Origin of the sequence: Halorubrum xinjiangense (assembly GCF_900102375.1) — an archaeon.
Taxonomy (GTDB): domain Archaea; phylum Halobacteriota; class Halobacteria; order Halobacteriales; family Haloferacaceae; genus Halorubrum; species Halorubrum xinjiangense.
In genome coordinates this window covers 176,390-200,501 of sequence record NZ_FNBO01000001.1, presented here as the reverse complement: position 1 = coordinate 200,501, position 24,112 = coordinate 176,390, and the positions used below count along the sequence as shown (strand labels likewise).

Genomic DNA, 24,112 nt, shown 5'->3' with positions numbered 1-24,112 from the left:
GTCGGTGGTGAATCCTTTTGTGCGGCCGCGCCGAACCTCGCTTCGATGGACGTCAACAGCCATGCCGAGGAGCTCGCCTCCGACCTCGGCGTCGACAAAGAGGAGGTCAAAGCCGACCTGGAGAACTTACTGGAGTACAGCGTCCCCATCGACGAGGCGAAACAGAGCGTCCGCCGGAAGCACGGCGGCGGTGGCGGCGGCTCCTCGCCCACCCCCGACGCCGTCGACGTCGGCGAGATCACCACCGATCACGACGGCGTGACGGTCACCGTCCGCGTGCTGACGCAGGGGACGCGCACGATCCGGTACCAGGGCGACGACCTCACGATCCGCGAGGGGGAGATCGCCGACGAGACCGGCGTCATCTCCTACACCGCCTGGCAGGACTTCGGCTTCGAGCCGGGCGACTCGCTGACGATCGGCAACGCCGGCGTCCGCGAGTGGGAGGGGGCACCGGAGCTCAACCTCAACGACTCGACGACGGTCGCCATCGCCGACGAGTCGGTCGAAGTCGATCACGAGGTCGGCGGCGACCGCAGCCTCGTCGACATCGCGGCCGGCGACCGCGGCCGCAACGTGGAGGTCCGCGTGCTGGAGGTCGACGAGAAGACCATCTCCGGGCGCGACGGCGAGACGGAGATCCTCGAGGGGGTCGTCGGCGACGAGACAGCGAAGCTCCCGTTCACCGACTGGCAGCCGCGCTCCGAGATCGAGGCCGGCGCAGACCTCCGGATCGAAGACGTGTACGTCCGTGAGTTCCGCGGCGTCCCCTCGATCAACCTCACCGAGTTCTCGACGGTGACGCCGCTGCCCGACCCCGTCGAGGTCGCCGAGGACGCCCCGCGGCTCTCGGTCGCGGACGCGGTCGGCTCCGGCGGGATGTTCGACGTCGAGGTCGTCGGGAACGTCCTCGAGGTCCGGGACGGCTCCGGGCTCATCGAGCGCTGTCCGGAGTGCGGCCGCGTCGTCCAGAACGGCCAGTGCCGCAGCCACGGGGACGTCGACGGCGAGGACGACCTGCGCGTGAAGGCCATCCTCGACGACGGCACCGACACGGTCACCGTCGTTCTCGACGACGAGCTCACGGCCGAGGTGTACGGCGGCGGGCTCAACGACGCCCTCGACGCCGCGAAGGACGCGATGGACAAGTCGGTCGTCGCCGACGACATCGCCGACTCGCTCGTCGGGCGCGCCTACCGCGTCCGCGGGAACCTCTCGGTCGACGACTACGGCGCCACCCTCGACGCGGTCGAGTTCGAGCTCGCCGCCGACGACCCGGCCGACCACGCCCGCGCCGCGCTCGCGGAGGTGGGCGAATGAGCGACGACGGGCCGGGCACGCGGGAGGTCGCCTACCGGGTGTTCGCCGCCGAGTTCGACGACGCTTCCCTCTCCTACTCCGAGAGCGACGAGGAGCGCGCCCCGAACTATGTCGTCACCCCGACCGGCGCGCGCGTGAACCGCCTGTTCACCGCCGGCGTGCTCACCGAGGTCGAGCGCGTCAACGACGAGACGCGCCGCGGCCGCGTCGTCGATCCCTCGGGCGCGTTCGTCACCTACGCGGGCCAGTACCAGCCGGAGGCGCAGACCTTCCTCGAACGCGCCGAGCCGCCCGCGTTCGTCGCGCTCACCGGCAAGGCGCGCACCTTCGAACCGGAGGACTCCGACCGCGTGTTCACCTCCGTCCGCCCGGAGAGCCTCAACGAGGTCGACGCCGACACCCGCGACCGCTGGGTGGTCTCCGCCGCCGAGGCGACGCTCGACCGCCTCGCGGTGTTCGCGACGGCGCTCGACTCCGACCTGCGCGGCGACGACCTCCGCGCCGGGCTGGAGGCGGGCGGCGCCCCCGCCCCGCTCGCGGCCGGGATCCCGAAGGCGCTCGACCACTACGGCACCACCGCGGCCTACGCCGAGGCGGTCCGCCAGATGGCGGTCGACGCCCTCGAGATGATCGCGGGCGACCGCGACGAGGTCCGGTCCCTCGACCTCGCGCCCGACGAGGGGGACGCGACCGCGATCGGCCCGCTCCCCGACACCGACGTGACGGTCGCGGAGCCGTCGGCGACGCCCGGAAGCGACGAGGCCAGCGGGGAAGACGCCGACGCCGAGTCGGCACCGTCCCCCGGCGAAGGCAGCGCCGGACCGACCGCGGAGTCGGAATCGACCGCCGACTCCGGGTCGGCGACTACCGATGCCGCCGCGTCGCTCGACGACTCGACCGAGCCGGACGTCGACCAAACCGCCGAACCCGGGACGGACGCAACCACCGAGTCGGAGCCGGCTTCGACCGACGAACCCGAGTCGCTCGGCGACGCGGGCGACTCTACCGAGCCGGCCGCCGTCGACGCCGGGGCCGCCGACGATACCGCGGCTGACGACGATACCGCCGCCGCCGACACCGCCGATGCCGCGAGCGACGATGGCGGTCTCGGCGACTTTGATGCCGGACGCGATGAGGATGCCGGCGGCGACGCGGACGCTGTCGGCGATTTCGACGCCGGAAGCGACGCGGACGCGACCGCGGACCTCGATCCCGACGCCGACGACATGTACCAGCTCGATGACGAGGAGCGCGAGGAGATCGAGTCCGAGTTCGGCACCGACTTCGCGACCGGGACCGAGGTCGACGAGCCCGGCGAGGCCGACATCGACGTGCCCGACCCGGAGGATCTCGCCGAGGAGGCCAACGACCCCGCGGCGGCCGAGGACTCCGCGGCGCACGCGGACGACGCGGTCGCGCCCGGTGCCGAAAGCGACGAGGCCGACGCCACCGACTCCACGACCGCCGCCGACGCCGAGGGTGAGACCGACGCCGACGGCGACGACGAGGAGGTCGACCTCGAAGCCGCAGCGGTCGCGGCGATGGGCGACCTCGACGACGGCGACGGGGCGCCCCGCGAGGCGGTCGTCGAGCGCGTCGCCGACGACCACGGGGTCGATCCCGGCGCCGTCGAGGACGCGATCCAGGACGCACTGATGAGCGGGCAGTGTTACGAGCCCGGCGACGGACTGCTCAAGCCGATCTGATGGCGCGGGTCGAGCCGGTCGTCGGTGAGCCCGCGGCCGTGGCCGACCTCGGCGGGGAGCGCGCTTTGCTCGTGGCGGACGTCCACGCCGGCATCGAGGTCGGCCTGCGCTACGAGCGCGGCGTCGAACTGGACTCCCGGGCCGACGCGCGGCGCGAGCGCCTCTGCGACCTCATCCGCGAGACCGACGCCGACCGGCTCGTCGTCCTCGGCGACCTCGCGCACCGGATCGGGGCGCCCGACGGCGACGAGCGCGAGGAGCTGGAGACGCTAATCGCCACCGTCACCGACCGCGTCCCGATGACGCTCGTCGAGGGGAACCACGACGCGGGCGTCGCCGAGGCGTTCGCCGCCGACCTCGCCGTGATCGGCCCCGAGGGCGGGGTTCTCGCCGGCGACTCCGCGGCCGACGTCGCGGTCTGTCACGGCCATACGTGGCCCGACCCCGCGCTCCTCGACGCCGAGGTGGTATGTACCGGCCACGAACACCCGCAGGTGCGGCTGGAGGACGCGGTCGGCGGCTCGCGCGTCGAGCGCGCGTGGCTCCGCGGGGAACTCGACCCCGCGGCGTTCGTGGAGAACGGCGGAAACGAGGGGAACTGTTCAGATCCGCCCGAAATCGTCGTCTTCCCGGCGTTCAACGAGCGATCTGGGGGCACTTGGGTCAACGTCGAGGGGCAGTCGTTCCTCGCGCCGTACCTCCCCGCCGCGCTGCCGAGCGCGGACGCGTACCTGCTCGACGGGACGCGGCTCGGGGACTACCGCCGGGTCTGAACCGCGGAAAACGAGTCCGACTCCCCTTCGACTACTCCTCTACCGGCCGGAACCGGAACCCGTCCCACTCCTGGCTCTCGGGCTCGCGGATGCCGGCGCCCGGCTCGCGCAGCTCGTCGGCGTAGACGGGCTCGACGCGGTCGCCGATGTCGACGTCGAAGGTCTCCCCGGAGCCGTCCCCGCGCTCCGCGATCTGCCCGAGCGCGCGGACCGGCGGTCCGTCGTACCCGTCGTCCATTTCGAACTCGACGATAGCGAGGGTGTTGGGCTCGCGGACGCCCGGCGGGGTCGCGGTCGAGGTCGTCCACGTGACGACCCGGCCCGCGTACTCGCGGAGGTCGACCGTCCCGACGCGCTCGGCGCCGTTCGGGCCCACGGTGTGGGGCGGGTACGTGACCGTCCCGTCCGCGTACTCCGCCGCCTCGAAGGCCGGTTCGTCGCCGTTCACCGGCTCGTCGCTCCCTCGTCCGTCGCTTCCGGCCGCGTCGTCAGTCGTCTCGTGGTCGCTCATTGGCTTCCCTCCAGAATCGTCGTGGTCACGCAGTTCCCGAACCCGCCGACGTTACAGGCGAGGCCCGTGTCGGCCTCGACCTGCCGCGGGCCGGCGTCGCCCGTGACCTGCTGGACTATCTCGTACACCTGTGCGACGCCGCTGGCCCCGAGCGGGTGGCCCTTCGATTTGAGGCCGCCGGAGGTGTTGATCGGGAGGTCGCCGTCGCGGTCGGTGACGCCCTCCTCGACCGCCTTCCACCCCTTGCCCTTCTCGAAGAAGCCGAGGTCCTCGCTCTGGAGGAACTCGAGGATGGTGAACATGTCGTGAAGCTCCGCGACGTCGACGTCGTCCGGGCCGATCCCGGCCATCTCGTAGGCGATGTCGGAGGAGTCGACGACGCCGCCCATCGTCGTCGGGTCCGCGCGCTCGTGGACGACGTGGGTGTCGGTCGCGCCGCCGATCCCCGAGATGACGGCGTAGTTGCCGTCGGGCGCGTACTCTTCGGCCACCGATTCGGGACAGAACACGAGCGCCGCGGAGCCGTCCGTGATCGGACAGAAGTCGTACAAGCGGAGGGGGTCGGCGACGATCGGCGAGTCGAGGACCGTGTCGAGGTCGACCTCCTTTTGAAACTGCGCGTGGGGGTTGTCCACGCCGTTCTTGTGGTTCTTCACGGCGACCTTCCCGAGGCTCTCGCGCGGCGCGTCGTAGGTGTCGAGGTAGAGCCGGGCGGTGAGCCCCGCGAAGGAGGGGAGCGTGACCCCCTGTTTGTACTCGACCGGGTGGGTGAGCGACGCGATCACGTCGGTCGCCTCCGCCGTCGTCCGGTGGGTCATCTTCTCGCCGCCGACCAACATTGTGAGGTCGCTCGCGCCGGAGGCGACCGACTGCCACGCGGCGTACACGCCCGCGCCGCCCGACGAGGAGGTCTGGTCGATCCGCGCGGTGTAGGCCGGCTGGGCCGCCAGGTCGTGGGCGAGCGCGTTCGGGACGCCGGTCTGCCCCTCGAACTCGCCGCTGGCCATGTTCGAGACGTACAGGTGATCGAGGTCGTCGCCGTCGACGCCGGCGTCGTCGAGCGCGGCCGCGCCCGCCTCCGCCAGCAGCTCCCGCACCCAGGCGTCGCGCTGCCCGAACCGGGTCATCGACGCGCCGACGATCGCTACGCGTTCCATGTCAGTGGGTCCACCGGGGTCGCCTAAAACGTACCTCTCTGCGGTCGCGGGACGAACGCAGTCTCGGGCGGTCGGCCGCGGCGAGACGCCCGCCGACTCAGTCGGCCGTGGTCGGGGCGTCGTCGCCGAGCGCGGTCGGGTCGCCCTCGACGGCCGCCGTCGACGCCGACGTCACGTCCATGAACGCCTGCCGTCGGGCGTAGAAGAAGTAGACGTACGGCACCTTCGCCAGCACGTCGAGGAAGACGTACGTCATCGCGGTACCGACCGCACCGGCGAAGGCGATCCCCTCGGGGCCCATCAGCCAGACGAACGGGTACGCCAGCCACAGCAGTCCGACGTGGTTTTTCAGCAGGCTGAACAGTCCCTTCTGCATCGGGTCGTTCGGAACCGTCCGCGGGAACACCACGTACAGGTACGCGAAAAGCGAGAGGTGGAACGCTGAGGAGACGCCGAACAGCGCCCACTTGAGCGTCCCGTCAGCGACGACCGCTCCCGTGCCGAACGCGATCATCAGCGCGTCGGCGAGCATCACGCCCGCGATGGCGCGGCGGGACGCGCCCGCGACGTAGCCGATGAAGCCGACTAGGAGCGGCGTGGTGACGACCCAGTCGACATAGCGGAACCCGACGAGCTCGGTCCCGTTGATCGTGACCGTTCCGATCCCCAACGCCATCGCGACGTACGATATCCCGGCGAAGCCGGGGATAACCGCCAGCGCGGCCAGTCGGCTGCGGTCCCTCGATCCCTCCAGTTTCGTATACAGGACCGCAGCGATCCCGACTCCGACGAGGAAGGCGGCCGCCGCCAGGCCGTACGCGACGGTGACGGCGCTCGTCATCGCGCACCCCCGTCGGTCGTCGCCCGCGAGTGCGCCGTCCCGGAGTCGGCCGCCGGACCGCCGGAAGCGGACTCACCCCCCTCGACGGTGAACGCCGCGACTCGGTCTTGAAGCGTGGTCACGGCGTCGGTCTGGAACTCCCGCAGCGAGCTGGACACGTCCTCAACAACCGACTGCCCCTCCTGGATCTCCGTCGCCGTCTGCTCCGCCGTCTCGGCGGTCTCCGTGCTCAGCTCCGTGATGTCGTCGACGGAGTTCGCCGTGTCCTGTACCGTGTCCGCCTGGTCGGCCGTCGTCCGCCGGATCTCTCCGAGCGAGCGGCTGATCTCGTCGACGGAGTCGGCGATCGCCTCGATGTCGGAAAGCGTCGACTCGACGGTGTCGGTCCCGGTCTGAACGCGCTCCTGCGTCGACCGAATCGAGACCGTCACCTCCTCGGTCTGGTCGGCGATGTCGTCGATCATCTTGTCGATCTCGTTCGCGCGCGACTGCGTCTCCTCGGCGAGCCCCTTGACCTCCTCGGCGACGACGCTGAACCCGTCGCCGGAGCCGTCGGCGCGGGCGGCCTCGATGGAGGCGTTCAGCGCGAGCATGTTGGTCTGTTCGGCGATCTCGCCGATGATGTCGACGATCTCGGTGATCTCTTCCATCCCGTCTTGGAGCTGCTCGACGCGGTCGACGGCGCGCTCCGCCTCCGACTCGACCTCGGCCATCTCGTCGAGCGCGCTCTGGGAAGAGCTGCGGGCGTCGTCGCTCGTCGCCGCGACCGTTTCGCTCCGGTCAGACAGGTCGTCGACGGTCGCCGCGATCTCCTCGGCGGACGCGCTGACGGTTTCGATGTCGGCCGCGATGGACTCCAGCTCGGCGCGCTGGTCGCTCGCCTGCCCGCGGATCGTCGTCGCGCTCCCTGTCGCGCTGGCGACGCGCTGCTCGACCTCGTTGCTCATCTCGGCCATCTCCCCGGCGTCGGCCTCGATCCGGTCGGCCATCTCTCGTACCGTCTCCACCGTCCCCTGAAGGTCGTCCATCATCCGGTTGAACGACTCGCCGACGGTCGCGAGGCTCTCGTCGGTTTCGTCGACGTCGACGCGCCGCGTGAGGTCGCCGGTCGCCGCCTCCTCCATCACCTCGGCGTAGCGGTCGGCGGTCCGTCGGTATCGGTCCGCCATCTCGGTCGCTTCCGACCGAGCGTCTTCGAGTTCGTCCTGCGTCCGCTCCATCTCCCCCAAGCGATCCTTCAGCGAGACTCTCATCTCCTCGATCGATCCGGCCAGTCGCCCGAACTCGTCGGTCCGCGTCGACCGGACCGCCTGATCGATGTCGCCGTTCGCGACGCGCCGTGTCTGCGCGCCGATCTCGGTGACACTCGCGATCGTCTCGGCGGCGTTGATCGACCCCAAGGTTAACAGTCCGGCGACGGCCGCGACGACCGTCGCGTTGGCGTCGTCGGTGACCAGACCGACGGCGATAACGAACGCGCCCGTCGCGACGTAGCCGGCGCCTAGTTTCGCCCCGTAGCTGTCTTTCACCGCTGCTATCAGCATGTGATCGATCAGGAGAACCACCGTGTTAAACTGCCCCCCGAGGGTATCAGTCGTGATATTTCCGCTCGTCGCCGAGCCACGACTCTCCCCACGGCATCGCCGGGGTCGCCCCGGAAACGCTACTCCGTGCGCCGCCCGCCGTGACCCGGATAGTCGCGTTCGAACCGGGAGCCGATCTCGTCGCGGTCGAGCCGGATCACGACCGGGCGCCCGTGCGGACAGGCGTAGGGGTTCTCGCAGTCGTCGAGGCGGTCGAGGAGGTCGACGACGCGCCCCTCGGTCAGCGAGGTGTTCCCGGTGATCGAGGGGTAGCAGGCGAGGTCGGCGAGGAGCTCGTCCACGACGTCCGCGACCGGGTCGTCGGCCGCGGCGGCGTCGTCGACCAGCGCGGAGAGCACGTCGCGCAGGAGGTCCGGGTCGAGCGCGGCGTCGAAGACCGCCGGTACCGCCGTCACCGCCACCTCGCGGTCGCCCGCGCGCTCCGCCCGGAACCCGATATCGGCTAGGTCGTCGACGAACTCCTCGAACAGCGCCGCCTCACGCGCGGTCAGCTCGATGCGGACCGGCTCCGCGAGCGCCTGCGCGTCCGCGCCGTCCGCGAAGACGGCCTTCAGCCGCTCGTAGTTCACCCGCTCGTCGGCCGCGTGCTGGTCGATCAACACGAGCCCGTCCGGCACCTCGGCGACGACGTACGTCTCGTGGAGCTGTCCCAGCACCCGCAGCGAGGGCAGCGAGTCGAACTCGCGCTCGCGTTCCGTCCCGTCGCCGTCGAGGGTCCGCTGTCGCGTCGCGGAGCGCGATCGGGCGGTCGGGCGCGTCGCGTCGTCGCTGGACTCCGTCTCGCCCGGGGCCGGCGTGTCTTCGTCGACCGAGGGCGTTCGGGACGGCGCGCCCGCGTCCGCGCTGTCGGCGGCGCGGTCGACCGCGTCGGTCAGGGTATCTGTGGCGTCGTCGCCGGTCCCGCTCCCGGCGTTGTCGGTCCCGCTTGTGGCGTCGCCGGGGTCCGTCGGCAGGTCCGGATCGCGACCCGCGGCGTCCTCCTGCCAGCTCCGCGGCGAGGGACGGGCGTCTTCGTCCGCGTCCTCGCCGCCCAGGCCGTCGACCGCCCAGGCCGCGTCGTCCGAGGGGTCCAATTCGGTCGGCGACGCGTCGTCGCCGGCGTCGGGCGAGTCTGCGACGCCCGCCGACGCCCCGGAATCGCGCCCCTCACGCGCGGCGCGCTCGTGGTCGGTGTTCGCGCCCCCGACGGCCTCGACGTCTGGCGTCTCGGGCTCGACGGCGGTCTCGTCGGGCGCCGACTGGCCGCGGGGCGCCGTCGAGCGGATCAGGCCGTGATCGAGTAGCGCCTCCTCCACGGCGGTCTCGACCGCTGACCGGACCGCGGGCTCCTCGTCGAAGCGCACCTCCAGCTTGCGCGGGTGGACGTTCACGTCCACGTCGCCGGCCGGGACCTCGACGAAGAGGACCGCGAAGGGGTAGCGGTCGGGCGCCAGCTGCCCGCCGTAGGCGTCGAGAGTCGCCTCGCGGAGCGCGCTCGCGGTGACGTACCGGCCGTTGACGTACGTCGAGAGGTAGTCGCGGGTCGAGCGCGCCGTCTCGGGGTGCGAGACCAGCCCCGTGACTCGCTTGACCGGGGGTTCGTCGGCGTCAGCCGCTCCGTCCGTGTTCCCCTCGCCCTCCGGCGCCCAGTCCACGTCGATCATCGACTCGGCGACCTCGCGGCCGTAGACGGCGAGGACGGCCGACCGGAGGTCGCCGTTCCCCTCGGTCGCGAACGTCTCGCGGCCGTCGTGTTCTAAGGAGACCGCGACGTCGGGATTCGCTAGCGCGTAGCCGGTCACGACCGTGTTCACGTGGTCGAACTCCGTGGCGGTCCGCTTGAGGAACTTCTCGCGGGCCGGCGTGTTATAAAAGAGGTCGTCGACCTCGACGGTCGTCCCCGCGGGACAGCCCGCGGGACGGACCTCGCCGACCTCGCCGCCCTCGACGGTGATCTCCGCGCCAGCCTCGGCGTCCGGGGGGCGTGACCGCACCGTCAGTCGGGAGACGGCGCCGACGGTGTACAGCGCCTCGCCGCGGAAGCCGAGCGTGGCGACGCCGCGGTCGAGGTCCTCGATGTCGCCGATCTTCGAGGTGGCGTGCTCCGCGACGGCCGCCTCCAGCTGGCCTTCGGGGATACCGACGCCGTCGTCGCGGACGCGGATCCCCTCGGTGCCGCCCGACTCGACGGAGACCGCGACGCGGCTCGCGCCCGCGTCGAGGCTGTTCTCGACCAGCTCCTTCACGACGCTCGCGGGGCGCTCGACGACCTCACCGGCCGCGATCCGCTGGACGGTCCGCTCGTCCAACCGCTCGATATCTGGCGGCTCCATTCGTACGCTCCGTCTGACGAGCGCGCACTTCAAGCCGTTGTCGTCCGCGGCGACGCGAGACAGACTGAAGCTCTGCGAGTGCGCTATTTATAAACAAAACTGCGGTGGCGCGTGCCTGCGAGCGGCCGCCCTCGGCGGCCGCGAGTCAGCACGCGCGAGGTCGCCGGCGCTACGCGCCGGCTGCCAGAGGGACCTTCGGTCCCTCGCTGGAGTCGGTTGTCCGGAGCGAAGCGGAGGACCACCGACGAGGCTGGGGAGGCGTGAGGCGCGGTGCTGTGCGGGGCGGGACTCAAAGGGGCAGCCGCGAGGACGAAGCACGGCGACGGAAGCACCGCAGCGAAGGAGCCAGCGACTGAGCGAGGCGCGCAGCAAGCCGCGCGAGTCCTCGCGGCTGGGGCTTTGGAGGTGTTTGCCGCCGATCCGTTGTCAACTATTTATAAGCGAACGGCTGGGACCTTGGCGGTGTTCTCGGTCAATCCGCAGCCAGTTATTTATAAACCAGGCGCTGCCAAAACTCCTGCTTGTCAGGAATATGCTCGCGCGGAACGGGCCATTCCGAAGGCCCGTAGTATCCGATTCGAGACAGGGATAATCCGGAACCAAAACGGCCGGGATAACACATATTCCGCTGGCTTAAGTGGTTTCAGCCATGAACCGACGAGCCCTCCTCGCCGGAACCGGAACGGTACTCGCCACCGTCAGCGGTGGGTGTCTCGACAGGCTTCCGGTGGTCGGTTTCGACGTCACGTTCGAACAGGTGGAAACTGACATCGACGCCGACTCTCCACCTGCGATCACGGTCGAGGGCGAGACGATACTTGTAGAAGGGACTGTCACGTACGGATCGACCGATTGTGCCGACCTCGAACTGGTCTACGCTCAGTACCAACAGTCACAAGAGCGTCTGGACCTGCTGGTCGCCGGCGTTGACGACGGTGCCAAAAGTGGTTGTAACGACGCGTTAGCATCACAGGGCTACCGCGTGGAGGCAACGCGCAGCGGCGGGTTTCGATACGTGTCCGCGACGGAACATCACACTCAGGGGCGGGTGTATTCGGCGTCCTTCGAGGAGTGACTGGGGTACCGAACCCTCGGAGGCTTGCTCACTACCGACGACGCTCACTCTCAAAACGGTGAGAAAGTACGAACGATCGGTTCACAGCGAAGGCCCGATCCGAAAATCGACCCCTCTTAAGCGACCGCGGCCGCGATCTCCTCGTCGGTGAGGAACACGTCTTCGCCGGTCTCGGCGTCGAACAGGTGGAGATTCTCCTCCGCGAAGGTGACGCCGACCTCGTCGCCGGCCTCGGGCTGGACGTCGGCGGGCGACCGCGCGAGGAAGTCCTCGTTCACGTCGAGGTGGACGTAGTTGTCGGAGCCGATCGGCTCGACGACCTCGACGGTCGACGTGAGCGTCTCCCCGCCGGTCGGCTCCTCGATGATCTCGATGTTCTCGGGGCGGATCCCGAGGGTGTACGGGCCGCTTTCGATGTCGTGGCCGGCGACGTACTCGCGGCTGAGCGAGAGCGCGAGCCCCGAGGACTCGTCGCGGATCGTCGCCGTCGTTCCGTCCGTCTCCACGTCGACGTCGAGGAAGTTCATCGACGGCGAGCCGATGAAGCCGGCGACGAACTCGTTCACGGGGTTCTGGTACACCTCCGTGGGCGCGCCGACCTGCTGGAGCTTCCCGTCGTTTAAGATGGCGAGGCGGTCGCCCATCGTCATCGCCTCCTCCTGGTCGTGGGTGACGTACATCGCGGTGACGCCGAACTCCTTTTGCAGCTTCTGGATCTCCGCGCGCATCTCCGTGCGGAGCTTCGCGTCGAGGTTCGAGAGCGGCTCGTCGAAGAGGAACACCTCGGGCTCGCGCGCGATGGCGCGGCCGAGCGCGACGCGCTGCTTCTGCCCGCCGGAGAGCTCGTCGGGCTTGTCGTCGAGGAGGTCGGCGATGCCCATCATCTCCGCCATCTCGCGGACGCGCTCGTGGCGCTCCTCTTTCGTCATGTCGGTGCTCATCTTGAGCCCGAACGCCATGTTCTCGCGGACGGTCTTGTGCGGGTATAACGCGTAGTTCTGGAACACCATCGCGACCGGGCGTTCCTTCGCGTGGATCTCCGTGACGTCCTCGTCGTCGAAGTGGACGGTACCCGACGTCGGCTCTTCGAGCCCCGCGACCATCCGGAGCGTGGTCGTCTTCCCGCAGCCCGACGGCCCGACCACGGTCACGAACTCCCCGTCGTCGATCTCTAAGTCGAGGTCGTCGACGGCGACGATGGTTCCCCGGTCGAACTCCTTCCGGAGCGTATCGAGCGTGACTCGTGCCATTTTCCTCAAAACTGGTCCGCTGGCATATGAGTTCTTTGCTGTTTTCCTGATATTTGGTGAAGAATCTCTTCTCAAATATCGACCCGCTGCGCCGAGACAGTCGATCGTCGAATCTCACGGTCGACACGGATCGATCCGGATCGATCGGGATGTACCCCAAACACTAAATGTATGAAAATATAATTCATCATTTGTTCTAGCCACATGAACGAGAAACGTAGAACGCTGCTCAAGGCGATGGGGGGAACGACTGCGCTCGCGGGGCTCGCGGGCTGTATCAGCACCGGCGGTGACGGCGGTGACGGCGGTGACGGCGGCGACGGGTCGGACGGAAGCGACGGCGGCGACGGTTCGGACGGCGACGACGGTTCCGACGGTGGGGACACCGGCTCCGCGCGCCTGTGGGCGGACCTCTCCGACGCAGAGGACGAGGCGATCTCCGGCTTCATCGACCAGTACGAGTCGGACACGGGGAACACGATCAACAAGGAGGCGCCAGGCGGCGATCTCGACCAGCAGCTCGAAACGGCGATCCCCGCCGGCGACGGCCCCGACTCGTGGATCTGGGCGCACGACTGGGTCGGCCGGTTCGCGGTCCGCGAGGACCCACCGTTCCTCTACGACGCGAGCGACGAGATCGATGTCTCGCTCGACAGCTACACGCAGGCGGCCCGCGAGGCCGCACAGTTCGACGGCTCGCTCTACGGGCTCCCATTCGCCTCCGAGACAGTCGCGCTGTTCTACAACGAGGACATGGTCGACGAGCCGCCGGAGAGCTTAGAGGAGATGGTGTCGATCATGGACGAGCACCACGACCCGGACAACGGCCAGTACGGCCTGTCGTACCCGGTCGTCGACCCGTACTTCGTCAGCGGTTTCATCCAGGCGTACGGCGGGGACATCTTCGACGAGGAGAACCTCGAAGTCGGCGTCGACAGCGACGAGTGTAAGCAGGGAATGGCCGCGCTCGAAACGCTGTTCGACTACGTCCCGTCCGACCCCGGCTACGAGTCGCAGATCGTCGCGTTCGCCGACGGACTCGCGCCGTTCGCGATCAACGGCCCGTGGGAGCTCGGCAACCTCAGCGGCGAGATCGAGAACCTCGGCGTCACGACGCTGCCGACCGTCGACGGGAACAACCCGCGCTCGTACTCCGGGATCCAGCTGTTCTACTTCTCGTCGATGCTGGCCGACGCGGACCAGTCCACGGTCGACGCCGCGACCGGCCTCGCCGAGTGGTACACCACTAACGAAGACATCATCCAGACCAACGCCGAAGAGCAGGGGTACATCCCCGTGCTGGCCGACGTGGTGGGCAACGACGACCTCTCCAGCGAGGTCCAGGCGTTCGCCCAGCAGGTCGACCACGGCGTTCCGATCCCGACGCACCCCGACATGGACAGCGTCTGGACGCCCGTGACGGACGCGTTAGAGCGCGTCTTCAACGGCGACCAGGAGGGCGACGCTGCGCTCGACCAGGCCGCCTCCGAGATCCGGGAGGCGCTGTAGGCACCTCCCGGAGCGATGGCCTCTTCGCAATCCGGAACCGGCGTGAGCGGACTGGCGCGGCTGCAGTCAGCGTTGCCGTTCTCCAGTCGCGACTGGGGGCTGCTCCTCGTCGCGCCCGGCGTGTTGCTTTTTTCGAGCTTCATGCTGTACCCCATCTTCTATCTCTTCTACATCTCGCTGACCGACGCGACGTTCGCCGGGTCGGTGATCGGCGGCGGTGCCGAGCTGATCGGGCTGGCGAACTACGTCCAGCTGATCGGGGACTCGCAGTTCTGGACGTCGATGACGACGACGTGGCTGTTCGTCGCCGTCTCGCTCGTGATCAAGGTGTTCCTCGCGGTGGGGATCGCCCTGCTGTTGAACCACGTGCGCGTCGCGGGCAAGCGGTACATGCGCGCGGCGGTCATCGTCCCGCTGGGGTTCCCCGGCATCTTCACGATCACCGTCTGGCGCGGGATGTTCAGCGACGCGCGCTACGGCGTGTTCAACACGATACTGGGTCGATATAACGAGTTCATGTCGTCGCTGTCCGCCCCGGAACTCCTCCTGTTCGACGTGCCGATCGGCTTCCTCAGTGGTCGCTGGGAGGCGTTCTTCGCGTACGTCACCACGGAGGTGTGGCTGGCGTACCCGTTCATGGTGATCATAATCGTGAGCGCCTTACAAGACGTGCCACGGTCGCTCCACGAGGCCGCGATGGTCGACGGCGCTGGGGCGCTCCAGCGGTTCCGCACCGTGACGCTGCCCGCGATCAAGGGGCCGGTGCTGTTCGCGTCGATCCTCACGGCCGCGACGTCGTTCCAGCAGTTCCTGATCCCGTGGGTGTTCAACCAGGGCGGGCCGTCGCGACAGAACGAGCTGATCATCGTGTACGGCTACCGCGAGGCGATCACGTTCAACCAGTTTGGCCTGTCGGCCGCCATCCTGATCGTCGGGATCGCGTTCGTCGGCATGTTCATGTACGTGGCCGTGCGCTACGGCGGCCTCGCCGAGGGGGTGGGTGACGAATGAGCCCCCTCGACTCCGCGACCGGACTGATCGGCGGCGCGCTCGCGCTGGTGCGCTCGAAGCTGGTCGGGCTCGCGACCGCGCCGAAGCGGTTCTCGGTGCTGGTCCAGCGGGCGGTCTACGACGTTCGCACGGGGAAGCGCAGCTCGTGGGACGTGACGAAGAGCGTCATCATGACGCTGTTCGGGCTCGTGATGGTGCTCGTGCTTCTGTTCCCGCTGTTCTGGATCACGACCGCGTCGCTGGCGGAGGGGTCGCGGCTGTTCAACACGAGCGGAATCTTCCCCGACCCGTCGACGTACAACCTCGGCGCGTACCGGTGGGTGATCTTCGAGTCCGACTTCTTCTTCGTCGACGGCGACTGGGGGTACCCCCAGCTCGTCCTCGGCGGGGGCGGCGGGCTGGTGAGCTTCCGGTGGGCCGGCACCGAAACCGGTCCCGGCGCGCTGTTCAACAGCCTCTACATCGTCAGCGTGACGCTCGCGGCCGGGTTCGGGATGATCGTCCCGGCGGCGTACGCGTTCTCGCGCCGGCAGTTCGTGGCGCGTAAACGCATCCTCTACGGCTACGTGCTCTTCACGCAGATCGGCGCCGGGCTGTCGATCGCGACGCTCGTGGCGCTGTACTCGCTTTTCAGCTCGTACGGCCTGACGAACAACCTGTTCGTCCTCGGACTGTTCTACGCCGCGGGGGCGATCCCGTTCAACACGTGGCTGTTGAAGACGTACATGGACAACATCCCCGTCTCCTACGAGGAGGCGGCGATGGTCGACGGCGCGAGCTTCCTCGACACGATCCGGGAGGTGATCCTCCCGCTGACGAAGCCGGGGCTCGCCGTCGTCCTGATCTTCGTCTGGCTCGCCGGCTGGAACGAGTTCATCATCGCGCAGACACTGCTGCGCCCCGAGAACTACCCGCTCTCGGTGGAGCTGTACAACATCGCGACGGAGGGTCGGTTCTCGACGCCGTGGACGCGGTTCGCGGCGTTCGCGAACCTGTTCGCGCTGCCGGTCGCGATCGTCTACTTCGCCGCGCAGCGCTCCGTCGAGGACGGCCTCTCGTTCGGCGGGATGGAAGGGTAACGGACCGAGCGCGGTCCGTCGGCCGTCCGTCTGCTGTTCTCGTTTCTCGCTTTCGTGGTTCGGTTTCGGCCGAGCGGTCCGACTCGCGTTCGATCGTCGGCACCGCTCCGCACCGTCCGGTACCGCTCCGCACTGTCCGGTACCGCTCCGCACGGCCACGCACCTCACGCCTCCCCAGCCTCGGCGGGCGGCCCGGCGCGGGCGGAGCCGCGCCGAGCCGCCGCCTCCCTCGCGGGCTTCTCGCGGCCGCCGATGGCGGCCGCTCGAAGGCGCGCCAAGGTGTCAGCATCCAAAAATGGCCGCAGCCAGTCGGCGCCGTTCTCACTCAGTCGTCGGCGGTCGGCGTCGGCGGCGCGCCCGCGAGCCGGCCGCGGTCGTGGGCGGCCTCGAAGTCGAGGTCGGGGCCGCGCGCGATGATGCCCGAGGGAGTCACGTCCGGGTGCGTGGTGTAGTAGTGCTCCTTGATGTGCGCCATGTTCACCGTCTCCGCGACGCCCTCAGTCTGGTAGAGGTCGCGCAGGTACGGCCAGAGGTTCTCGTACTGGTGGATGAACTTCCGGTTGCACATGAAGTGGGTGTGGTACACCTGATCGAAGCGGACCAGCGTGGTGAACATGCAGATGTCCGCCTCGGTGAGCGAGTCGCCGACGAGGTAGCGCTGGTCCGCGAGGTGGTCGTCGTAGCGGTCGAGCGCGTCGAACAGGTCGTCTATCGCTTCGTCGTAGGCGCTCTGCGAGGTCGCGAAGCCGGCGCGGTAGACGCCGTTGTTGATCGGCTCGTAGATGTCGGTGATGGTCTCGTCGACGTCCGCGACGGTCGCGTCGTCCTCGGCGTCGGGGAGCAGCGAGGCGCCGTTGCCGAGGTCCGCGAACGCGGTCGAGAGGATTCGGAGGATCTCTCTGGACTCGTTGTTGACGACCGTCTCCGTTTCGGTGTCCCACAGCACGGGCACAGTCACCCGGCAGGTGGCGTCGGGGTCAGCCTCGACGTACAGCTCGCGGAGGTAGTCGCTGCCGTGGAGGTGGTCGGGCGTACAGCCGTCCTTCTCCGGCGTGAACTGCCAGCCGTCCTCGCCCCGGTACGGGTCCACGACCGAGACGCCGATCGCGTCTTCGAGGCCCAGCAGCGACCGCGCGAGCAGCGTCCGGTGCGCCCACGGGCACGCGTACGAGACGTACAGGTGGTACCGGCCGGCCTCCGGCTGGAAGCGCTCGTCCGGCTCCGCGTCGACGTGGTCCGGTACGTCGCTGCCCGCGACCCAGTTCCGGAAGGTGGTCTCGCCGCGCTGGAACGCGCCCTCCTCGTCGGTCGTTTCGTAGGTGTCCGTGCGCCACTCGCCGTCCACGAGCTGATTCATACTCGATAGTTGGGGTTCGACCCGTATAACGTGGGCGGGGACACGCGTGTCACCTCTTTAAGTTGGGTTCTGTGAGAGCTCTCGATCCGATCGAGTATAAATCGTTGATTGCGGATCGACGGAGACCACCTCCAAAGCCCCAGTCGATCGCTTATAAATGATTGGCAGCGGGACGCCGGAGAACACTTCGAAAGCCCCAATCGCTCGTTTATAAATGACTGACTGTGGATCGGTAGCGAACACCTCCAAAGCCCCAGTCGATCATTTATAAACGATTGGCAGCAGGACGCCGGAGAACACTTCCAAAGCCCCAGTCGCGAGGGCGGCGCACGCTCGCTGCGCGCTTCGGTCGTTCGCTTCGCTCACTCCCTCCAGTGCTTGCGTCGCCTGCGCCGCCCTCGCGACTGCCCCTTTGAGTCCCACCCGACCGCGACCGCACAGCGCCTCACGCCTCCCCAGCCTCGTCGGCGGTCCTTCGCTTCGCTCCGGACCGCCGACTCCAGCGAGGGACCGAAGGTCCCTCTGGCAGCCGGCGCGTAGCGCCGGCGACCTCGCGCGTGCTGCCTCGCGGCCGCCGGGGGCGGCCGCTCGCAGGCACGCGCCACCGCACAGCGTTCGTTTATAAACAAAGGTCGTCGTCCCGGTGGCTTTTCGTCGTCGCTCGCGTATCTCGACCCATGACCGAGGAAGTCGAGCCGGCGCCGTCGGTCGCGGTCGTCGGCGGCGGCGCGGTCGGCGTCACGGCGGCCGGCGATCTCGCGGCTCGCGGCGCCGACGTGACGCTCTACGAGCGCGGCGAGCTGGCGGCCGAGAGTTCGGGGCGCGCGGCGGGCGTCCTCTACGACGCCTACGCCGAGGACGTCGACGCCGCGGTCGGCGCCCGCGCGCTGGAGCGGTTCCGCGCCTTCGACCGGTCGCTCCCCGGCTTCTCTTTTCTCTCCTGCCCGTACGTGATCGCGGTCCGCGAGGGCGACCCCGACGCCGACGCCGTCCCGGCGATGGTCGAGCGCATGCGCGACCACGGTCGCGAAGTGTCGCTCGTCGACCCCGACGCGCTCGGCGAGCGCTTCCCCGCCCTCCGGACCGCCGACCTCGCCGTCGCGGCGGTGGCCGAAGGGGCCGGCTGGACCGACCCGCCGAGCTACGTCCGCGCGCTGGGCGAGCGGGCCGCCCGGGAGGGCGTCGCGGTCAAGACGCAGACGGCGGTCGCGCTCGGTTCGCGGACCGATACGGGCCGAGAGCTCCGCGTCCGCGATGCCGGAGCCGACGGGGACTCGGGGGCCGAAACGCGCGCCTTCGACGCGGTCGCCGTCGCCGCCGGGGCACACACGCGGTCGCTGCTCGCGGACGCCGGGATTTCAGTCCCGGTCGTCCCCTACCGCGTTCAGGCGCTCGTCGCCCGAGGGACCTACGACGGCCCGATGGTATACGACGCGAGCGCGGACGCGTACCTCCGCCCACACCCGGACGGCCTGCTCGCGGGTGACGGCACGGAACCGGTCCCGGCCGACCCCGACGACTACCGGCGCGAGGCGGACGACTGGTTCCGCGAGGACATCGCCGCCGTCCTCGACGAGCGGCTCGCCGGAACCGATCGCGGCGACGCTCCCGAGCGAGTCGACCGCCACCTCGACGTCTCCCGGGCGTGGGCCGGGCTCTGTACCGCGACGCCCGACGGCGACCCGCTCGTCGGGCCGGTGGACGGGGACGGCGATGTCTCTCCAACGCTCTTCGTCGCCGCCGGCTGGCAGGGACACGGGTTCATGCGCGCGCCGGCGACTGGCGAGACGGTCGCCGAGGGTGTGCTGGCGTCGCTCGCCGGCGTCGCGTTCGACGCTCCGGATTCCCCGTGGATCGGCGCGTTCGACCCGGCGCGGTTCGACGGCGACGAGTCGTTCGAGATCGCGGAGGGGATGTCGCTGTCGACTCGGACGGAGGAGAGCTAAAAAACAGCCGCCGCGTCAGTCGTTCTCTTCGACGACGTCGACGTCGCTCGACCCGCCGCGCTTGGGTATCTCGACGTGGAGCGTGCCGTTGCGCGTGAGCGTCGCGTTCGCCCCCTCGGGTGTCACGTCGGCGTCGCGCGGGAGGGTGACGCTCCCGGACAGCGAGACGCCGCGGCCCGGGAACACGAGGTCATAGCCGTCGTAGAAGTCGCGGAAGCGCTCTAAGTTTACCTCGACGGTGCGGTCGAGGAAGGTGACGTCGACGTCCTCGCCGCGCACGCCGGGGGCGTCGAAGACGACCAGGTACGCGTCGTCGCTCTCGAGGAGGTCGGTGGAGAGCGGGCGGCGCTCCTGGACGCGACCCCACCCGCGGCCGACGCGTTCGAGGGCGCTCCGGAGCGCGGACCGACCGGTCTCGACGAGTCGGCTCACGCGCTCACACCTCGATCTCGACGAGGTCGCTCCCGCCGCAGTACGGACACGAGAGGTCCTCGACCGCGTGGTCGTCGGGCACGTCGTAGGTGTAGTGATTCTCGAACATGTCGAGTTCGCAGTCGTCGCTGACGCACTTGACCTCCATCGTCGATGGCATATACCAACCAGTTGTGTCGGCGAGGGCTTAAACGGCGTGGCGGCGGCGGTCGAGGAGGTGTGCCGACTCCCCGGAGGCAATCAGACCGCGGATCCGCGGAGCCGCTCCGGAACGACCGCACGCTCGGCGACCGAGACGACCGCAGTGCCGAGCGCCACGCCGGCGAGGAAGCCGGGACCGTACGGGTAATACGGGACCCCGAACGCGAGCGCGGCGCCCAGCCCGACGGCGATGGAGAGGATCGCGGCGCCGAAGGCGACGTAGGTCAGCGTCTCGTAGCGGTCCGGCGAGAGGCGGTCGCGGGCGAGCCACGCGATCGGTCCCAGAGCGATTGCGGTCGCCGCGGCCCAGCCGCCCGCGAGTCCCCACGGCCGGGGCTCGGCACCGAGGAACTGTATCGCGGCCAGCCCGCAGAGCGCGGCGAACGAGAGGTAGTTCCCCACCCGCTGCCAGCGAGAGGGCTCGTCGGCGGCCGGGGGCGTGCCGTCGCCCGAGCACGTCTCACCGGTCGCGGGCGTGTTGGAGGGCATAGCCGGCGCTTCCGCGCGTTCCATCATAAGCGATCCGGCGTCCCTCCCGGCCGACCTTCCGCACGCTTTTCCCGTCTCGGCCGAGTACGGAGGGTAACATGACCGATTCGCCCGCGTCGGCCCGGGGGTCGCTCCCGGCCGACCCGAACGACCTCTCCGTCACCATCGTCGACGGGTACGTCGACGAGCCGGCCCACTTCGGCGTCCCGCCGTACCTCTCGACGTACCCCCGGTACACGGCGGGCGCGCTCGTCGACGCCGGCGTCCCGGAGTCGCAGATCACCTACCACACCATCGACGAGCTCCGCGAGGACCGGTCGAAACACGCCGACGTCGCGGACGCGGACCTCATGGTGTACGTCGGCGGGATGACGGTGCCCGGGAAGTACGTCGGTGGGACCCCCGCGGAGCCAGACGAGGTGCGCGAGCTCGGCTGGACGGCCGACGGCGTGACGCTGCTCGGCGGCCCGGTACGGTTCGGGGTCGGCGAGGAGAACGCGGGCGCACAGGAGACGCAGCGGGACGACCTCGACTACGACTTCGTCGCGATGGGCGACGTCGAGGCCGCGGCCCACGACCTCGTCCGCGAGGGGTTAGAGGGGTACGGCAACCGGATGCGGACGAACGAGGAGGTAGACCGCTGGGCCCGGCGGGGGGCGTTCGTCGTCGAGCAGCACCCGAACCACCCGAACTACCTCATCTGCGAGATGGAGACCTCTCGCGGGTGCGCGTACCGCTGCTCGTTCTGTACGGAGCCGCTGTACGGCGACCCGGCGTTCCGCGCGCCGCGCTCGGTCGTCGACGAGGTCGACGCGCTCTCCGACCGCGGCGTTCGGCACTTCCGGCTCGGCCGGCAGGCCGACATCCTCGCGTTCGGCGGCGACGGCGAGGCGCCGGACCCCGACGCGCTTCGTGAGCTGTACGGCGGGATCCGCGAGGTCGCGCCCGACCTCCGGACGCTCCACCTCGACAACATGAACCCCGTGACGATCACGGACTACCCCGAGGCGTCGCGGGAGGCGATCCGCGTCATCGCCGCGCACAACACGCCCGGCGACACGGCGGCGTTCGGGCTCGAATCGGCCGACCCGGTCGTCCAAGAGGAGAACAACCTGCTCGTCACCGCCGAGGAGTGTTTAGAGGCCGTCCGCGTCGTCAACGAGGAGGGCGGCTGGCGCCCGGGCGACACCCCGGAGACGACGCCCGGTGACACCACCCGCGTCACCGGTCCCTCCACCGGTCCGGACGCCTCGCCGCGGCTGCCGAAGCTCCTCCCCGGGATCAACCTCGTCCACGGCCTGACCGGCGAGCGCCCCGAGACGTACGAACACAACAAGGAGTTCCTCCAGACAGTGTACGACGAGGGGCTGATGCTCCGCCGGATCAACATCCGGCAGGTGATGGCGTTCGCGGGCACGGAGATGGCCGAGACGGGCGCCGATATCGCGCAGGAGCACAAAGAGCAGTTCCAGGCGTACAAGCGGGAGGTGCGCGAGACCATCGACAACCCGATGCTCGACCGCGTCGTCCCGCCGGGAACTGTCCTCCCCGACGTCCACCTGGAGTACCATCAGGACGGCAAGACGTTCGGGCGCCAGCTCGGCACCTACGCGCTCCTCGTCGCGGTCCCGGGGGAGCGCGAGCTGGGCACCAGCATCGACGTGGCGATCACCGACCACGGCTACCGCTCCGTGACGGGCGTGCCGTACCCCCTCGACGTCAACGCGGCCTCGATGGACGAGCTCACCGCGATCCCCGGGATCAACCGGAGCACGGCCGGCGACGTGGTGGTCGGACGGCCCTACGACTCCGTCGAGGCCGTCGACGCGGTCGCTCCGGGGACCGTCGACCTCGCGGCGTACGCCGTCGCCGGCGACACCGACGTGCCGATCCCCGGCCGCGACCGGCCCGGATCCGGCCCCGGCCCGGCCGCGCGGTCGTCGCTCGGCCGCGGGGACTGAGCGATGGCGGGCGACGGGCCGAGATCGGTCGACGACCCCGCAGTCACCCGGATCGAGGTCCCCGTCGACACCCGCGCCCCGGGCGGGACCACGAACGCGTACCTCCTCGATAGGGTCCTCGTCGACCCGGCGAGCCGGACCGACGCGCTCGACGCCGCGCTCGCGGAGCGGGGGTCGGCCGACGCGGCCGGTCCATCGATCGACGCGATCGCGGTCACTCACGCCCATCCGGACCACGTCGGCGCGGTCGCCGACTACGCGGCGCTAACCGACGCGACGGTCGTCGCGCGCGAGGGCCACGCGGACCGGTTCGCCGCGGCGGCCGGGGTCGCCCCTGACGAGACGGTCGCGCCGGGCGAGACGGTCGGCGACACCGGGGTCCGCGTCGTCGACGCGCCGGGACACGCGCCGGACCACGTCGGGTTCGCGGTCGGCGGGCCCGAAGCGGGGGAGCCGTCGACCCGGTCCGCGCTGTGCTGCGGCGACCTCGCCGTCGCCGAGGGGAGCGTCGCGGTCGCCGCGCCGGAGGGGGACCTCTCGGCGTACCTTGCGAGCCTCGAACGTGTGCGCGACGCCGGCTACGACCGACTCCTTCCCGGACACGGGCCCGCGATCGACGACCCCACGGCGGTGTGCGACCGTCTGATCGATCATCGGCTGGCCCGCGAGCGCGACGTGATCGCCGCGATCGACGGCGGCGCCGCGGACCTCGACGCGGTCGTCGACGGCGCCTACGCGAAGGACCTCTCCGGCGTGCGGGACCTCGCGCTGGCGACGGTCGCCGCGCACGTCGAGAAGCTGGTCGCCGAGGGACGGGTCGACGAGGCGTGGCGCGCGCGACTGGCGGACCACGGACTCGACTGACTCGGGATATCGCCGTCCTCTCCCCCGGCGAGCCGCCTACTGCTCTGCTTCGAGTTCGCCGACGACCTCGGACAGCGGCGTCTCCGTCACGTCGACGAAGCGACCGCCGGCAGCGACGATCCCGCCGTCCGTCTCCGGGTCGTCGCCGACGTGGACGAGCCCGGTCGTGGTCGCGCCGAGCGCCTCCGCCGCGGCTTCGAACGCCGAGGGGTGCGGCTTGCGCCAGCCGCAGCCGACGCTCGTCGTGACCGCATCGAACTCGCCGCGGAGGCCGGCGCGGATCAGCGTCCGCGGGACGAGTTCGGGGACCGCGCAGTTCGAGAGCAGCCCGACCGGGCCGCGCTCGCCCGCGCCCCGGACCGCGTCGAGCGCGCCGTCGCGTCGGGTCACGTCCGGGTCGAACGCCGCGATCACGGCGTGTCTGGCGACGTTCTGATCCGCGTCGACGCCGCGGGAGTCGAGCGCGCGGGCGACGTGCGCGGGGAGGGGGACCTCTGCGCCGGCCGGCGCCTCGACGTGCCGTTCCCCGTACGCGACGTGCCAGTCGTCGGGGACCGGCACGCCGCGGGACTCCAGTTCGCGCGCGACCGCTTCCGCCGGGTCGGACGGGTACTCGACGTCGACGAGGGTCCCGAAGAGATCGAAGGTGACTGCCACGATACCACCGTTAGGGCCAAACGCGGATTGAAGCTGTCGGTCGCGGGGGCGGGCGTC

At 69.9% G+C, this 24,112-nt stretch carries 21 protein-coding genes; 10 read left to right on the top strand and 11 right to left on the bottom strand.

Features of this window, described 5'->3' with window-relative positions; translation table 11 throughout:
• Positions 1–45 precede the first annotated feature (45 nt).
• The 3 genes from F3H13_RS00925 to F3H13_RS00915 are packed head-to-tail and all read left to right on the top strand — an operon-like array spanning position 46 to position 3,799.
• Entirely contained in the window at positions 46–1,320 is a 1,275-nt protein-coding gene (locus tag F3H13_RS00925) for a Single-stranded DNA binding protein (RefSeq protein WP_149797197.1), read from the top strand.
• Complete coding sequence (locus F3H13_RS00920) at positions 1,317–3,026, top strand: hypothetical protein (RefSeq protein WP_149797196.1); 1,710 nt, start codon at positions 1,317–1,319, stop codon at positions 3,024–3,026. Before F3H13_RS00925 ends, F3H13_RS00920 begins: the two co-directional genes overlap by 4 nt.
• Positions 3,026–3,799 (top strand): metallophosphoesterase, encoded by a 774-nt coding sequence (locus tag F3H13_RS00915; RefSeq protein WP_149797195.1) that lies wholly within the window; start codon positions 3,026–3,028, stop codon positions 3,797–3,799. Before F3H13_RS00920 ends, F3H13_RS00915 begins: the two co-directional genes overlap by 1 nt.
• Before the next feature lie 31 nt (positions 3,800–3,830).
• On the opposite strand, the gene F3H13_RS00910 is transcribed toward F3H13_RS00915, so the two are convergent.
• The 5 genes from F3H13_RS00910 to mutL form a co-directional block, all read right to left on the bottom strand.
• Complete coding sequence (locus tag F3H13_RS00910) at positions 3,831–4,310, bottom strand: PhlB family protein (protein WP_149797194.1); 480 nt, start codon at positions 4,308–4,310, stop codon at positions 3,831–3,833.
• Complete coding sequence (locus tag F3H13_RS00905) at positions 4,307–5,467, bottom strand: thiolase family protein (RefSeq protein ID WP_149797193.1); 1,161 nt, start codon at positions 5,465–5,467, stop codon at positions 4,307–4,309. The genes F3H13_RS00910 and F3H13_RS00905 overlap by 4 nt, the downstream gene beginning before the upstream one ends.
• Positions 5,468–5,564: 97 nt before the next feature.
• Positions 5,565–6,308, bottom strand: coding sequence for a bacteriorhodopsin (locus F3H13_RS00900; protein ID WP_149797192.1), 744 nt, complete (start codon positions 6,306–6,308; stop codon positions 5,565–5,567).
• Positions 6,305–7,852: a methyl-accepting chemotaxis protein gene (locus F3H13_RS00895; RefSeq protein ID WP_149797191.1), complete on the bottom strand. Its 1,548-nt coding sequence runs from the start codon at positions 7,850–7,852 to the stop codon at positions 6,305–6,307. The genes F3H13_RS00900 and F3H13_RS00895 overlap by 4 nt, the downstream gene beginning before the upstream one ends.
• Before the next feature lie 119 nt (positions 7,853–7,971).
• A complete protein-coding gene (gene mutL / locus F3H13_RS00890; RefSeq protein WP_149797190.1) occupies positions 7,972–10,224 on the bottom strand; it encodes a DNA mismatch repair endonuclease MutL in 2,253 nt (750 codons plus the stop codon).
• A gap of 649 nt (positions 10,225–10,873) precedes the next feature.
• Here mutL and F3H13_RS00880 point away from each other — a divergent pair.
• On the top strand, positions 10,874–11,299 hold the full coding sequence (locus F3H13_RS00880) for a hypothetical protein (protein WP_149797188.1): 426 nt from the start codon (positions 10,874–10,876) through the stop codon (positions 11,297–11,299).
• A 116-nt stretch (positions 11,300–11,415) separates the two neighbouring features.
• Here F3H13_RS00880 and F3H13_RS00875 read toward each other — a convergent pair whose 3' ends face one another.
• Positions 11,416–12,549 carry an ABC transporter ATP-binding protein gene (locus F3H13_RS00875; RefSeq protein WP_149797187.1) on the bottom strand — a complete coding sequence of 378 codons (1,134 nt, stop codon included), beginning with the start codon at positions 12,547–12,549 and terminating at the stop codon, positions 11,416–11,418.
• Between the two features lie 204 nt (positions 12,550–12,753).
• Here F3H13_RS00875 and F3H13_RS00870 point away from each other — a divergent pair, with 204 nt between their 5' ends.
• The 3 genes from F3H13_RS00870 to F3H13_RS00860 are packed head-to-tail and all read left to right on the top strand — an operon-like array spanning position 12,754 to position 16,148.
• Entirely contained in the window at positions 12,754–14,058 is a 1,305-nt protein-coding gene (locus F3H13_RS00870; RefSeq protein WP_223174353.1) for an extracellular solute-binding protein, read from the top strand.
• 15 nt (positions 14,059–14,073) lie between these two features.
• Positions 14,074–15,069 carry a carbohydrate ABC transporter permease gene (locus F3H13_RS00865; protein WP_149797186.1) on the top strand — a complete coding sequence of 332 codons (996 nt, stop codon included), beginning with the start codon at positions 14,074–14,076 and terminating at the stop codon, positions 15,067–15,069.
• Positions 15,066–16,148, top strand: a complete 1,083-nt coding sequence (locus F3H13_RS00860) for a sugar ABC transporter permease (protein WP_149797185.1) — start codon at positions 15,066–15,068, stop codon at positions 16,146–16,148. Before F3H13_RS00865 ends, F3H13_RS00860 begins: the two co-directional genes overlap by 4 nt.
• Positions 16,149–16,473: 325 nt before the next feature.
• Here F3H13_RS00860 and F3H13_RS00855 read toward each other — a convergent pair whose 3' ends face one another.
• The gene (locus F3H13_RS00855; RefSeq protein ID WP_149797184.1) at positions 16,474–17,505 is read right to left on the bottom strand and encodes a glutathione S-transferase family protein; all 1,032 of its coding nucleotides are present in this window, start codon (positions 17,503–17,505) and stop codon (positions 16,474–16,476) included.
• Positions 17,506–18,182: 677 nt separating this feature from the next.
• Here F3H13_RS00855 and F3H13_RS00845 point away from each other — a divergent pair.
• Positions 18,183–19,451, top strand: a complete 1,269-nt coding sequence (locus tag F3H13_RS00845) for an NAD(P)/FAD-dependent oxidoreductase (RefSeq protein ID WP_149797182.1) — start codon at positions 18,183–18,185, stop codon at positions 19,449–19,451.
• A 15-nt stretch (positions 19,452–19,466) separates the two neighbouring features.
• Here F3H13_RS00845 and F3H13_RS00840 read toward each other — a convergent pair whose 3' ends face one another.
• The 3 genes from F3H13_RS00840 to F3H13_RS00835 form a co-directional block, all read right to left on the bottom strand.
• Positions 19,467–19,883, bottom strand: coding sequence for an Hsp20/alpha crystallin family protein (locus tag F3H13_RS00840; protein WP_149797181.1), 417 nt, complete (start codon positions 19,881–19,883; stop codon positions 19,467–19,469).
• A 4-nt stretch (positions 19,884–19,887) separates the two neighbouring features.
• Positions 19,888–20,043 carry a DUF7559 family protein gene (locus F3H13_RS16030; protein ID WP_017342671.1) on the bottom strand — a complete coding sequence of 52 codons (156 nt, stop codon included), beginning with the start codon at positions 20,041–20,043 and terminating at the stop codon, positions 19,888–19,890.
• 80 nt (positions 20,044–20,123) lie between these two features.
• Positions 20,124–20,573 (bottom strand): hypothetical protein, encoded by a 450-nt coding sequence (locus F3H13_RS00835; RefSeq protein ID WP_149797180.1) that lies wholly within the window; start codon positions 20,571–20,573, stop codon positions 20,124–20,126.
• A 98-nt stretch (positions 20,574–20,671) separates the two neighbouring features.
• Here F3H13_RS00835 and F3H13_RS00830 point away from each other — a divergent pair, with 98 nt between their 5' ends.
• Together F3H13_RS00830 and F3H13_RS00825 are read left to right on the top strand one after the other, a co-directional pair.
• Positions 20,672–22,534 (top strand): radical SAM protein, encoded by a 1,863-nt coding sequence (locus F3H13_RS00830; RefSeq protein ID WP_149797179.1) that lies wholly within the window; start codon positions 20,672–20,674, stop codon positions 22,532–22,534.
• Between the two features lie 3 nt (positions 22,535–22,537).
• Positions 22,538–23,398, top strand: a complete 861-nt coding sequence (locus F3H13_RS00825; protein ID WP_149797178.1) for an MBL fold metallo-hydrolase — start codon at positions 22,538–22,540, stop codon at positions 23,396–23,398.
• A gap of 36 nt (positions 23,399–23,434) precedes the next feature.
• Here F3H13_RS00825 and F3H13_RS00820 read toward each other — a convergent pair whose 3' ends face one another.
• Positions 23,435–24,055: an HAD family hydrolase gene (locus tag F3H13_RS00820; RefSeq protein WP_149797177.1), complete on the bottom strand. Its 621-nt coding sequence runs from the start codon at positions 24,053–24,055 to the stop codon at positions 23,435–23,437.
• Positions 24,056–24,112 lie beyond the last annotated feature (57 nt).